This is a genomic window from Kocuria sp. SM24M-10 (genome assembly GCF_001027955.1).
Classification (GTDB): Bacteria; Actinomycetota; Actinomycetes; order Actinomycetales; family Micrococcaceae; genus Kocuria; species Kocuria oceani.
The window spans coordinates 1-13125 of record NZ_LDNX01000003.1; the positions used below are offsets into that span (position 1 = coordinate 1).

Sequence of the window (13125 nt, forward strand, 5' to 3'; positions counted from 1 at the left end):
GGCGGTCTCCACCGCGGCGGCGGCCTCAGCGGCGGCGGCCACGGCGGCGTCCAGCTGCGCCTGCGCGTCGGCGGTGACACCGGCGGCCAGATCCACCTCGGCCTGGGCGGCATCGGCCTCCTCCTGGGCGACCCCCACGGTCAGGGCCGCATCGGCGGCAGCAACCACCGCGGCATCCAGATCGGCCTGGGCGGTGACCACCGCAGCGACCGCGGCCTCCACGGCCGCAGTGGCCTCCTCCACGGCCAGCTCGGCAGCGGCGATCGCATCGGCGTCCCCATCGGCCACCGCCGCGGTCAAGGCCACCGTGGCATCGGCCAGGGCCGCCTCGGCATCGGCCTGCACCCCCAGTGCCGCATCCACCGCGACGTCAGCGGCAGCAACCGCGGCATCGGCCTGCACCTGAGCGTCCAGGGCGAGCTGCAGCTCGCCCAGCTCCACCTCCAGGGCGGCCTGCGCCTCGGCCTGCACCGCCGCCGCCGCATCCAGGGCGTCCTGGGCGGTGCCGACCGCCGCGTCGGCCTCGACCTGGGCAGCCAGGGCCGCGTCCACGGCGTCCTGGGCCGGTGCGAGCCCCGCGTCGGCCTCGACCTGAGCGGCCAGGGCGGCCTCCAGGGCCTGCTGCGCGGCAACCGCGGCCTCCAGATCGGCCTCGGCCTCCAGCACCGCCTCATCAGCTGCCGCCAGCTCGGCGTCGGCCTCGACCTGCGCGGCCAGAGCGGCCTCCAGATCGGCCTCGGCAGCGGCGACGACCTCGTTGTAGGCGGCCACCTCGGCCTCCAGCACGGCCTCAGCCTCCGCCAGGGCCGCGTTCGCCTCATCCAGCTCGGCCTGGGCGGCGTCCCGGGCCGCCTCAGCGGACTCGATGTCCACCTCAGCGGCGGCCTCCACCGCAGCCTCCAGCTCCGCCACCGCCACCTCCAGGGCGGTCGCGGCGTCCAGGGCCGCCTGGGCCCGGGCATCACGCTCGGCCTGAGCGGCCACCACGACGTCGACGGCGGCCTCGAGCTCATCGACGAGCTCAGCCTCGATCCCGGCCTGCTCCAGGCCCGCCTGCATCGCAGCATCGGCGGCCAGGCACTGCGGGTCACCCACCGCGGCCGACGCCGGGGCAGCGGTGAGGAACACACCACCAGAGGCCAGTGCGGTCGCGGTACCGGTGGCGAAAAGCTTCTTACCAAGGTTCATGATCGCTCTTATCTGATACTGGGCAGCCCCACCTGGGGGAGAGGACGCCACGAACGGGGGGTACCGAAAGCAAACTTTGCTTTCGTGTAGACCACTGTACGAAAGCCCAGGCGCTGTGGGTCACTTAGGGGGCAGATGACGTCCATGAGACGCGAGAAAGGGTGCTGTTCCGGGCCTTCACCAGGAGATACGGCCCCACCTGCCCTTTCCGGAGAGTGCCCTCAGGTGCAGGACGTCCCCTGGTCAGGGGACGTGCCAATAGGGATTCTTCGAGATAGGGGCTGATGGCCCGTTAGCGAGCCCGGGCAGGGCGCCGTCGCCGGAAAGCCCCTTGGTGGACGGCTGTATCGCGGCGGTTGTCGCAGGTCGTGGAGCGTCACACGCCCCATTACGGGTAATTCGGGCCACTAGGGTGGCCCTGGCCCCCCACTGCTATCGACAGAAGAAGTGCAGCGGAAGGACAGGCTCCCATGGACGCACCCCAGTCACCCCAGGCGCGGGACGCGGTGCTCACCACCGCCAACGTCGCCGACGGCCAGGTGCTCACCGGCCGGGACATGGACATAGGTGGGCTTTGCCGGGTGGTCACCACGGTCATCGACGACGATGCTGTGCTTTACGGAGAGTTCACCGTCGATGCGGAGCTGCTCCACGTCCACGACCCGGGGCAGGTGCAGCATCACCCGGCTGCCCTGTGCGGGATCGTGGAGGACTGGGACGGACCCCACGACGGCACGGTGACCTTAAGCGCCTACGTCTATGTCCACACCCACGAACACGGCGCGCTGGGACTGAGCTTGCCGGCAGCCCTGCAGGTGCTCAACGACATCCGCCGGCAATGCGTGTCCTACCTGCGCAAGGGAACAGCCCAGCCGTAAGGGGAGTGTCCCCGCTCTGCTGAGCGGGGGCACTTCGGCGCCCAGTGGGGGAGGTCGGTCTCCTGTCACGTGGGCCAGGGGCGCCCCGAGGCCAGCAGAGTCTATGTTCTCAGCTGCAGGCATGGTCGGCGGTGGGAAAGCTGTGTTCGGTGGTGATGGGGGGCGGGCCCTGCCAGTCGGGGGATGCGGCAGGGCCCGTCCGGTGTCATCCGCACGGGGGATGCGGGCACCACCGCCGCAGGAAATGCCCGGACCAGGAGCTCTCCGAACACGGAGAGACTGAGTGGGGGACTGATCGCGAACCATCTGCGGCGGTGGCCTCACGATACGCCCTATGTGCATGGGTTTACATGGGTGTTGTTGATGTGACGACTTCCCGGGAAATGCCACCGAACACCTGAGCAGGAATGGTGTCCGCCTCGTCGATCAGTCCACACTGGGCCCCCGGGGGTGCAGTGCTCACACCATGGCCTTCGGGGGAGGGGCCGGGCGCTGCGCCCGGCCCCTCTTGCCCGCAATGACCGCTCACGAGACCCCGCCTTTTCATTTTCCTGGTCTGCAGACCGAGAGGGAGTCAGTCGCGAGGTCCTTTGTCTCGTGCAGGAGAAGCCGGCCCACCGGCCATGCTGCTCCCCGGCTGTCAAAACATCGGCATATCGGGATTCTTGATGTGCTGGAGACGAAAGCGCCCCCGCCCGCAAGAGGGCAGGGGCGCTTCGGTGCGCCGTCGGCGCACAGCTAGGCGTGGTCGGACTGGGCGACGGGCGCCTCCCCCCAGAGGCGCCCTCCGAACCTGTTCAAGCCCCCCGGCTCGAATGGCCTAGCCGTTCAGAAGCCAACGCTCCAGGTGCCAGGAAACCCAGTGGCCGTCTCGCATCACGGACAAATTGCTCTGACTAGGCAAAATAACCCGCTGCCCGCTCCCGAACAGAACGCTCACTCCAGCGAAGCATCGACACCGTCCCCCTAACTTGGGACAAGGCATAAACCCTTACCCACGTGCGGCGACATCTACACAAGGTGCCTGGACTGGACCTGGATTTGGGTGCGATGTCCTGCGGCGGACAAGACAAAGAAAGGCTTTTCGGGGCAGGCACTCAGTGGGCTGCGTAGTAGGCGTCCTTGATGGTCTGGTGGATGCGGCCGCGGTCGGAGACTTCGTGGCCGTTTTCCTTGGCCCAAGCGCGGATCTTGGCGGTGTCCGGATCGCCGCTGGAGGCGCGGGTGCGGGCACCGCGAGAGCCCCCGCCGCGGGTGGTTTTGCGGCCGGTGGCCACGAAGGGGCGCAAGGCTTCGCGCAGCTTCTCGGCGTTGGCCTGGGAGAGGTCGATCTCGTAGTCCTTGCCGTCCATAGCGAAGGTGAGGGTGGTGTCGGCGGGTCCGCCGTCGAGGTCGTCCTCGAGATGCACTTCGACTCTCTGGGCCATGGGTGGGGATGCCTTTCGGATGAAGGGTCGTAAAACAGCGCTGTACTGGCGTGCGGCTGGTCAGGAGTTGTCGGTGGTGTCTTCGCCGGCTGGGTCGTCCTGGGCAGCGATGGTGTCGATATCTTCCATCGGGTCTGCGGTCTTGGCGTCTTGGGCCGGTGCCGTGGACTTGGTGCGGTTGCCGGTGATGACCGTGCCTTCCTGGGTCAGGTCCACGCAGAGCATGCCGTCCTCGATAAAGGGCTTCCATCGCCTGGTGGCAGTGGTATCGATGCCGTAGTGCTGTGTAAAGGCGGTGGCCGAGACGATGGCTTGGCCGGGGCCGCGCTTGGAACCGTTACGGACCGCATAGGCGTGCGGGGAGGAGTCATCGGCGGCACGCAGGGCTATGATCTGCCGTTCCCGGTCGTAGAGCAGCTCCACCGTCTCGGCATTGTCCACCAAGTCGTGGGCGGCCTTGTTCAGCGAAATCACACCACGCTTCTGGATCGTGACGCTGGGCGCCTTCGCCAGTGGAGTCATCCTCTTATCAAAGACCTCGAACGGCATGCTTTCTCCTATAGTCAGCGAAACCAGGGCAGGGTATGCATCGTATTCATTGCATTGTATGCCTGCATGCTCACTGTGCTCGTGCAACGATGCGTCTTGGAAGGCAAGGGATACGAGACGTCTCGTCCGGGAAATTTGCGCCCGCGAGTTGTGACTGTCGACGGTAAATGGCGGTGTTCTGACAGAGGTATTTGGCGGCCGTGGTGCTGCTGTGGGCTCAGAGGTAGCTGCAGATTTGGGCGGGATCGCACTGGGTGGGGTCGCCTTGGGAGGCGGCCTGGTAGTGCTCGGCCGCGGAGGCCCGCAGGGCGGTGAGCTCAGCGATGTGCTGGTCGAGGTCGGTGAGTTGCTGGGCGAGCTGTGCGGCTACGTGGGCGCAGGGGGCCTGCCCGGCGTCGCGGATCTTCAGGATGTTCCGGATCTCGGCCAGGGTGAGTCCGGCGGCCTTGCTGCGGCGGATGAACTGCAGGCGGGCGAGGGCCTCGGGTGGGTAGTCGCGGTACCCGTTGGCGCCGCGGTGCACCGGGGGCAGCAGCCCGTGCTGTTCGTAGAACCGTAGGGCTTTGGTGGTCATGCCGGCGGCTGCGGCCGCTTCACCGATCCGCACGGTGCACCTCGATCCTGGACTGTCGTGTGGCTTTCCACGGTAGAGGAAGGCTCCAGGGGCAGGGCACTGCCTGCCCCCGGAGAGGCCGGTGGTCATCCGGGTTCGGTGCGGGCGCGGTCGGCCTCGACGGCCTGCCAGGTCTTGCGCGCGGCGATGAGCACCGGGTTCCACACCGGGGAGAACGGCGGGGCGTAGGAGAGGTCGATGTTGAGCAGCTCTTCCACCGGGGTCTCGTGCCACAGCGCCACGGAGAGCACGTCGATGCGCTTGGCCGCGCCTTCTTCCCCGACGATCTGAGCGCCGAGCAGTCGCCCGGTGCCGCGTTCGGCGATGAGTTTGGTGCGGATGGGTTTGGCCCCGGGGTAGTAGCCGGCCCGGGTGGTGGAGTCGACCACCGCGGTGACGGGGTCGAACCCGGCCGCCTGCGCCTCGACCTCGCCGAGGCCGGTGCGTCCGACTTCGATGTCGCAGATCTTGGTCACGGCGGTGCCAAGCACTCCGGGGAAGGTGGCGTAGCCGCCGCCGAGGTTGATCCCGGCGGTGCGGCCCTCCTTGTTCGCATGGGTACCCAGCGGCAGGGCCACGTGGCGTCGGGAGACGCGGTGGAACTTCTCCACGCAGTCCCCGCCGGCCCACACCCCCTCGATCCCGGTGCGCAGCCGGCGATCCACGGCGATCGCCCCCGTCTCGCCCAGGGGGATCCCGGCGTCGGCGGCCAGGGTGGTGTTCGGGGTGACCCCCAGGCCGAGGATCACCAGATCGGTGGGGATGGTGGCCTGGTCGGTGACCACGGCGGTGACCTTCCCGGCGTGGGTGTCGAAGCCGGTGACGGTCTCCTCCATCCGCACCTCCATCCCGTACCCTTCCATCGCGGTGGCGATGAGCGCGCCCATGTCCGGGTCCAGGCCCGGCAGCGGGGCCGGGGGGCGTCCGATCACGGTGATGTCCACGCCCCAGGCGCACAGGGCCTCGGCCAGTTCCAGGCCGATGTAGCCGGCCCCGACGACCACCGCCCGGCCCGGCCGCTCCCGCTCCAGGACCGTGCGCAGGGCGATACCGTCGTCGAGGGTCTGCACGCCGTGGATGCCGGCCGCCTCGATCCCGGGCAGTGGCGGGCGGGCCGGGGTGGCCCCGGTGGCGACCATGAGCTGATCGAAGCCCTCCCAGGCCTCCCGGCCGGCGGTCAGGTCGCGCACGAGCACGGCGCGGCGGTGGAGGTCGATCTCCAGGACCTCGTGGCCGGTGCGGGCGTCGATGGCGTGGTTGTCGCGGAACTGTTGCGGGGTGCGGGCGATCAGCTCCGTGGTGTCGGCGACGTCCTTGCCGATGAAGTAGGGGATCCCGCAGGCCGAATAGGAGGTGTAGTGGCCGCGTTCGAAGGCCACGATCTCCAGCTCTTTCTCGGGCAGCTGGCGGCGGGCGGCGGAGGCCGCGCTCATCCCCGCGGCGTCCCCGCCGATGACGACCAATCGCTGGGCCATGGGCTTCCCCTTTCGTGCAGCGCCTCGTGAAGCGTAGTCCTGCGGCCGTGCTCGATGTTCAAGGCCCCCGGCTCCACCCGTGGGTGGAGGCCCGGCCCGCTCGAGGCCGCTCCTCAGGCGGCGCAGCAGGAGAGTTTGGAGACGTCGGTGCGGAAGGACTGGGCGGCGATCTTCAGGCCCTCGGCCATCGTCAGGTACGGGCACCACAGGGTGGCGACCTGGTCCACCGTCATGCCCGCGGACAAGATGTAGACCCCGGCCGCGGCAAGCTCCCCGGCGTCCTTGGCCACCGCGGTGATGCCCACGATCCGCCCAGTCTCGGCCTCGGCGACGATCTTCACGAACCCCCGGGTGTCACGGTTGACCAGCGCCCTGGGCACGTACTCCAGGGGCAGCACCCGGCATTCACACCGGAGGCCGGCTTCCCGGGCCTGCTGGTCGGTCATCCCCACCGCCGCGATGGCCGGGGAGGTGAAAGTGACCCGCGGCAAGTGGGTGTAGTCGATCTGCTGGCCGGTGCGGTCGAAGGCGTTCTCCACCGCGGTGACCCCGTGGGCCGAGGCCACGTAGACGTACTGGGGGTGCCCGGTCACGTCCCCGGCCGCCCACACCCTCGGATTCGAGGTCGCCATCCGGGCGTCGACGAGGATCTCCCCGTGGGCCCCGGTGTCCACCCCGACCGAGCCGAGGCCCAGGTTCTCGGTGACCGGACGGCGCCCGACCGCGACCATGAGCCGGCCCGCCCGCAGGGTGTCCTGCCCGCCCGGGCCCGTGACGGTGGCCACCACCTCCCCGGTGTCCCGGTCGGGCGTCACGGAGGAGACGGTGGCCCGGGGGATCACCCGGATGCCCTCCTCGGCGAACACGCCCCTCAGGGTCCAGGAGACCTCCGGTTCCTCATGGGAGGCCAGACGGGACCGCACGACCATGGTCACCGCCGTGCCCAGGCGGGCGAAGAGCTGAGCTTGCTCCAGGCCCACGTACCCGCCGCCGATGATCAGCAGCGACTCCGGCACCTCGTCCAGTTCCATGGCCGTGGTCGACGTCAGATACTCCACCTGATCCAAGCCCTCGATCTCCGGGACGATCGGGGTGGAGCCGGTGGCCACCAGGTAGTGGGCCGCCCGCACCCGGCGGCCGGAACCGTCGGCTCCGGTGACCTCCAGCACCGGATCCTCGGCCGTTCCGGTGAACACCGCTTCACCGGTGGCCAGTTCCCAGCCGTAATCGGCGATCAGATCCAGATACTTGTCCGAACGCATCCCTTCCACCAGCGCGTCCTTACCGGTGATCAACCCGGACATGTCCACCCCGGCGGCCGACGTGCTCAGACCAGGGAACCGTCCTGCGGCGTCCAGCGCCACGTGGCGCGCCTCGGCGGCGGCCAGCAACGCCTTCGACGGCACGCACCCGGTGTTCACGCAGGTGCCCCCGACCGTGGCACGCTCTACCATCACCACTGATTTGCCGAGATTGGTGGCCCGGATCGCGGCGGCAAAAGCACCACCGCCGGAACCGATGATCGCCAGGTCCACCTCGTGCGTTCCCGTCTCAGGCATGACCGGCCTCCGTAAGTCCGTGATGAAGGCCCCGACGGGCCGTCTGTGTGCTGTGCTGTGCTGTGCCCAGCCTGCACCTTCCCCTGAAGAGGAAGGTCAAGACGTCACCGCGGCAATGTCCGGTGCACGTCCGTATGTGCCCCAGACCCGGGGGCCCTTTCGAGGAGTCGCTGCCAGAGGCGATTGCCTGGCCGGTGGATCTCAGGAACTGGTGGCCGGCCCGTGTGCTCAGTGACCGATCAGGAGTGACTCGCGGGCGGCTTCGACCACTTCGGGGGTGACGGTCTCGAGCTGGTTGATGTCCAGGATGCGTTTGATCTGGGTGAGGAGGCGGTCGACGAGACGGAAGTTGCCGCCGGTGATCCGGGCGACGGTGGCGATCGCGACCGCCTGGGTGAACTCGTCATCGGTGGCGAGTCCGTCGGTGTGCCAGCGACGGTTCAGGACGGCGGTGAGCTCTTCGGGGGTGAGCTGGCGGTATTCGTGGGCGAAGCCCACACGGCTGTAAAGCTGGGGGTAGCGTCCCAGGCGCTTGTCGATACCGGGCATCCCAATGAGGATCACCCCGATGGTGTGACGGTCGTAGTAGTCGCGGACCTGTTCCAGTCCGGTGGCCTTGAGCCGGTCGGCCTCGTCGATGATGAGCAGCTCAGTGAGCCCGGAGGACCGTGATTCGGGGTTCACGAACGGGTCGACGCGGCCGTGGCGGTGGTAGTCGATGGCGTAGGAGATCTGCTGGCAGGCCCGCGGCAGTGCTTGGTCGACCTGTCGGGGGCTGGCGGTGACGGTCGGAGTCCACAGCGCGGTGCGGGCCTGGAGGACTTGTTCGGGGATGGGGCCGGGCTCGCGGTCCTCGCCCAGGTCTCGTTGCCACTGCTCCCATTCCGGGGCCCCGGCGTAGTGGCGGGCCGAAAGCGTCTTGCCGACCCCGGGTGGACCCCAGCACAGGCCGATGTAGCGGTTAGTGCGGACAGTGTCGGCGAACTCGGTGAAGCGGCGGTGCTCCCGGGTGGGCAAGAACGCCGGTGCGCCCGGGGGCGGGGGTGAAGTGAGCCCGTTGATCTCCCCGAACGTGCCGGAGAGGAAACGCCGACCGTCGTCGCCCTTGCCCAACAGGCTGCGGGTGGAGTCGGGCTCAGTCGGTGGCATAGGTCCGCAACCGATGTCGGGGCGCCGGCTCCGCCGGGGGGTCTGCCGTCGGGCCCGGCGCCGGGGCCGGTGGTGGTGCCCAGCGGTCGTCGGCGGGCAGGGCGTCGGCGAGGCTGCGCCGGGCGCACAGCTGCTGCTTCAACTCCTTGCGCCGGGCGCCCCGGGCCTGCTGCAGTTGCTGGAGGGTGATGGTTTCGGCGGCCAGTTCGGGGGCGATCGCCCGGCACAGGTAGGTGTCCTGGTGGTAGACGCGCACCTCACCGGCGTCGCGGGGGTCGTAGCGGATGGTGACGGTCTCGGAGACGTAGGCGGCCAGCACTGGACAGATGTAGCGGGTGCCGTGGAAGCGGATGCCGTCGCGCTGGACGATGCGGGTGGTCGCAGCGGTGAGCAGCAACAGGTCGAGATCTTCCGGCCGTGCTGGGGTGTGCGGGATCCACCCGGCCCCGATCCAGCGGGCGGCCGGGGCCTGTCCGGTCTCGGAGTGCACCCGGGCGTGGTAGTCCTCGATCAGGTAGCGCTGGACCACTGCGTCGAGCTCCTCCAGGCTCAGGGCGGGTGGTGAGGTCGGGGTGCCGCCGGTGCCGTGCGGGATGTGCCCGGGCAGGTGCGGGAGCACCTCGGTGGTGATCGTGCCGTAGAAGCGTTCGATCTTCCCCCTCCCCTGCGGGACCCCGACGCGGGAGTGGATGAGCCGGATGTGGGTGTCCAGGCAGACCCGCTCGAGCCGGGTGCTGGTGAAGTCGGCCCCGTGGTCGCTGTAGAGCACCTCGGGCAGACCCTGCACCGGCCACCGCGGGTCGGCCTTGGCCCGCACCGCCTGGTGCAGGGCTAGGGCGGTCTGCTCCGCATTCGGGGCGCCGGTGAAGACGGTATAGCCGGCGACCGCGCGGGAGTAGTCGTCGAGGATCACGCTCAGCCACGGCCGCACCGGGTTGCCCCGGTGGTCGAGGATCTGGAGATCGAGCAGGGTGTGGTCGGCCTGCCACTGCTCATTGGGCCTCACCGCCGACCGCCGGTGCACCAGTTCGTACCGGTCCCGGTAGGCGGTGTCTCCTTCCAGGGCCAGGGTGCGCAGCCCGGGGTCGATGGCGGCGATCACGCTGCGCACGCTCGAGTAGCTCGGGGGCGCCCAGCCGCGCTCCGGGGCCAGATCGCACACCCGGCGGTGGATGAACGTGGTCGTCGGTGCCGGCCGGCGCAGCGCCAGGGCCTCGATCACCGCGATCAGCTCCTCCGGCAGCTTGCGGTGGCCGCGGTCGCTGCGGGCCTGGCGTTGCAGCCCGGCCGTCGAGGAGTCCGTCCGGTACTCGGCGGCCCAGCGCTGCAGGGTGCGGACCGAGACGTGGGCGTGGGCGGCGAGCCGGGTCAGTGGCACCCCGTCGTCGAGGTGTTGGCGCAGCAGTGCTGCTTTCTCCTGAGGACTCAGCTGCACCACCACCATCACCCCACGGGGATCAGTCCACCGGACCGCGGTCGGGCTCGGGTTCGGCGGCGGTGACCGGTCCGGCCGTCACCGGCTCCGGCGGTCGGGGCGGGAGGTGGCGGTAGAGGCTGGTGCGGGTGATCCCGGTCTTGGCCACGATCTCGGCCATCGTGTGCCCGGACTCGCGCAGGTGCACCGCGTAGGCCAGCTTGTCCGGGTCCACCACCGAGGGCCGCCCGATCCGCCGGCCCTTGGCCGTGGCCACCGATCGGGCGTGGGCGGCGCGCTCGAGGGTGTAGGTGCGTTCCATCTGCCCGAACAACGCCAGCAGCACCACCGCCAGCTGAGCCATCGGATCGTTCGGGTTGGTCGAATCCACCTTGATCGGATCCGCCAGGTTGCGCACCCCTACTCCTCGCTCGGCGAGGTCATGGATGAGGTTGAGGGTGTCGCGCACGGTGCGTCCGAGCCGGTCCAGGGTGTGCACCACGATCACGTCACCCTCCCGGGCGTAGGCCAGGGCCGCAGCCAGGCCGGGGCGCTCCGTGGTGGCCCCGGACTTCTTGTCCACATAGATCCGCTCGGGCGCGATCCCGACCTGCCGGAGGGCATCGATCTGCCGGTCGAGGTCCTGTTTGGCCGTCGAGACCCGCGCGTAGCCCAATTCCATGCGCCCAGCGTACCGGAAGTCGGCTCCGTACGGTCTAGATGGCACTGAGTTCTAGGACTAACTTCTGGCACTCAAATCGATATCCATAGTCCCCGAACGTGGATCTCGGCGCCGACCGTCCCACTACCTAGGAAGTGGGACGGCCAACGGGGGCCGGTCAAACCAGTGCTCACCTTGATCCGGACCCGTGGATGTCTGTCTCCTCATGGGGACGCCGAGGCGGCCATGTTGTGCGTAGCCGAGCTGATGGCGCTCAGGTGGTGGTGGGTGCCTCCGGGCCGGGTGGATCCGTCAGCACAGCACCTGGGCGCGCATTTTTTCCGGATAGAGCGTCCGGGGCTCTGGATGCCGGGAACCAGATCTGGATCAAGGCCCACCCCACGGCGGTCAACGGCACGGCCAGCACAGCGCCCACGACGCCGGAGAGAATCGCTCCGCCAGCCAGGGCGAGCAGCACTACCAGTGGGTGCAGGCTCAGTGCTCGACCCAGCACCATGGGTTGGAGCACCCTTCCGTCGAGCTGGTTGATGGCCACCACCACCGCCACGACGACCAGTGCGACCACGGGGCCGTTGGCGACCAGGGCCACCAGGACCGCGACGGCACCGATCAGAGCCGCTCCGACGATCGGGATGAATCCGCCCAAGAAGATCAGCACGGCCAAGGGCAACGCCAGCGGCACCCGCAGCACCACGAGGGTCACTCCGATGACTACCGCCTCAAGCAGGGCCACCAGGGCGGTGCCGCGCACATAGCCGCCCAGCACGTGCAGGGTCGTGGTACCCGAGGTCAGTAGCTTCTCCAGGTTCTCACCGTGGAAGCGGCACAGGAAGAACGCCCAGATCTTGGCCCCGTCCTGGAGGAAGAAGTAGAGGATGACGGCCACCAGCACCGCTCCGGTGATCACCTGGGTGGCCGCGAAGATGCCCAGCAGCGCCCCGGCGCCGAACTGGGGGCTGGACGTGAAGTCCACGACGGCGGTGATGGCCTCGTCCAGGGCCTTCTGGCCGATCGGGATCGGGCCCGCGACGATGAACTGACGCAACCGTTCCAGCCCACCCACCGCGGAGAGCACCAGTTCGTCCCATTCGCTGCGCACGGCGAAGACGATGCCGGTGACCACTCCGCCCAGCACCACGATCGCGGCCAGGAAGGTGATCCAGGTGGCCAGCGCCCCGGGCACGCCCCGCCGGCGCAGGAACCCCACAACAGGGTGCAGCGCCGCGGCGAGGATCAAGGCAATCAACAGTGGGATGACGACCAACTTGAGCTGGATCAACCCGTAGACCACCACGACGGTCGCAGTCAGCAGCACCAGTCCCTGCAGCGCACGTATGGTCGCCCGCCCCAACGCATCGGCCCACAGATCACGGGCGTGCGAGACGCTGCGGTGGCGAGGGCTCGTCATGGGAATCCGCCTCCCAGAGATCCTTCGACGACCTGGCTTCAGGATGCGCCCGAGGACAGCGATTGCCAAGCACCGGAAGTCACCGAGGCCATCCGAAGACTCTCGGGACGGCGCCGGGACGGGCCCTCGATCATTGTCCCGTGACTGTTTCGTGGAGGCTCGGTAGTGCCGAAGCCGCCATTTATTTCCGTCAGAAGGCCGCCATTAACCTCCAACAGCCACACGTTCCTCTCGATAAGTAGCGGTGGTGTCCGGTGAGGGTTCCCCTTACGGGCATGCGATCTGGGCTGACGCCTGTGACCGAGCGTTCAGTGCGCGCTGTATAGTTCAGTCCATGCTGACTATTGCTTCGCGTCTCGACGTGATGAACCGCCTGGGTCGTGCACTGGCCGACCCCACTCGATCCCGGATCATCTTGACCCTGCTCGACCATCCCGCTTACCCGGCGGAACTGGCCCGAGATCTGGACCTGACACGCCCGAACGTGTCCAACCACCTGGCATGCCTGCGCGATTGTGGGATCGTCGTCTCCGAGCCCGAGGGTCGTCGGACACGATATGAGATCGCCGATTCGCACCTGGCGCAGGCGCTGACGGCACTGGTCGATGCCACCCTGGCAGTGGACGAAGACGCCCCGTGCATCGATCCCGCCTGCTCGCTTCCCGGATGCGACGCAGCTGGGGAGGGCGCATGATCCTCACCTCGGTCTTGCAGGCGATGGGCCTGTTCGCAGCGACCAACATCGACGACATCATCGTGCTCTCCCTCTTCTTCGCGCGAGGG

At 68.7% G+C, this 13125-nt stretch carries 11 protein-coding genes and 2 pseudogenes; 3 read left to right on the plus strand and 10 right to left on the minus strand.

What is annotated here, in order from left to right; translation table 11 throughout:
• Nucleotides 1-1188 (minus strand): annotated as a pseudogene (locus ABL57_RS22110) (hypothetical protein); the annotation flags it as partial.
• A gap of 470 nt (nt 1189-1658) precedes the next feature.
• On the opposite strand from ABL57_RS22110, the gene ABL57_RS00140 reads away from it, so the two are divergent.
• On the plus strand, nt 1659-2066 hold the full coding sequence (locus tag ABL57_RS00140) for a hypothetical protein (RefSeq protein ID WP_047801430.1): 408 nt from the start codon (nt 1659-1661) through the stop codon (nt 2064-2066).
• Between the two features lie 1097 nt (nt 2067-3163).
• Here the strand turns inward: ABL57_RS00140 and ABL57_RS00145 are convergent.
• The 9 genes from ABL57_RS00145 to ABL57_RS00185 form a co-directional block, all read right to left on the minus strand.
• Complete coding sequence (locus ABL57_RS00145) at nt 3164-3493, minus strand: Lsr2 family protein (protein ID WP_047801431.1); 330 nt, start codon at nt 3491-3493, stop codon at nt 3164-3166.
• 60 nt (nt 3494-3553) lie between these two features.
• On the minus strand, nt 3554-4042 hold the full coding sequence (locus tag ABL57_RS00150; RefSeq protein ID WP_047801432.1) for a hypothetical protein: 489 nt from the start codon (nt 4040-4042) through the stop codon (nt 3554-3556).
• 217 nt (nt 4043-4259) lie between these two features.
• Nucleotides 4260-4649, minus strand: coding sequence for a heavy metal-responsive transcriptional regulator (locus tag ABL57_RS00155; protein WP_047801433.1), 390 nt, complete (start codon nt 4647-4649; stop codon nt 4260-4262).
• A 92-nt stretch (nt 4650-4741) separates the two neighbouring features.
• Entirely contained in the window at nt 4742-6130 is a 1389-nt protein-coding gene (locus tag ABL57_RS00160) for an FAD-dependent oxidoreductase (RefSeq protein WP_047801434.1), read from the minus strand.
• 113 nt (nt 6131-6243) lie between these two features.
• Nucleotides 6244-7689, minus strand: a complete 1446-nt coding sequence (merA, locus tag ABL57_RS00165) for a mercury(II) reductase (RefSeq protein ID WP_047801435.1) — start codon at nt 7687-7689, stop codon at nt 6244-6246.
• A 228-nt stretch (nt 7690-7917) separates the two neighbouring features.
• The gene (locus tag ABL57_RS00170; RefSeq protein ID WP_082157124.1) at nt 7918-8838 is read right to left on the minus strand and encodes an AAA family ATPase; all 921 of its coding nucleotides are present in this window, start codon (nt 8836-8838) and stop codon (nt 7918-7920) included.
• The gene (locus ABL57_RS00175) at nt 8825-10282 is read right to left on the minus strand and encodes a Mu transposase C-terminal domain-containing protein (RefSeq protein WP_047801436.1); all 1458 of its coding nucleotides are present in this window, start codon (nt 10280-10282) and stop codon (nt 8825-8827) included. Before ABL57_RS00175 ends, ABL57_RS00170 begins: the two co-directional genes overlap by 14 nt.
• Before the next feature lie 13 nt (nt 10283-10295).
• The gene (locus ABL57_RS00180) at nt 10296-10934 is read right to left on the minus strand and encodes a recombinase family protein (protein ID WP_047801437.1); all 639 of its coding nucleotides are present in this window, start codon (nt 10932-10934) and stop codon (nt 10296-10298) included.
• A gap of 253 nt (nt 10935-11187) precedes the next feature.
• Nucleotides 11188-12342: an AI-2E family transporter gene (locus ABL57_RS00185; RefSeq protein ID WP_047801438.1), complete on the minus strand. Its 1155-nt coding sequence runs from the start codon at nt 12340-12342 to the stop codon at nt 11188-11190.
• Between the two features lie 334 nt (nt 12343-12676).
• Between ABL57_RS00185 and ABL57_RS20970 the strand changes: the two genes are divergently transcribed.
• Nucleotides 12677-13036 (plus strand): helix-turn-helix transcriptional regulator, encoded by a 360-nt coding sequence (locus ABL57_RS20970; protein WP_006590980.1) that lies wholly within the window; start codon nt 12677-12679, stop codon nt 13034-13036.
• A pseudogene (locus tag ABL57_RS21580) lies at nt 13033-13125 on the plus strand (cadmium transporter); the annotation flags it as partial. The gene ABL57_RS20970 and the pseudogene ABL57_RS21580, both read left to right, overlap by 4 nt.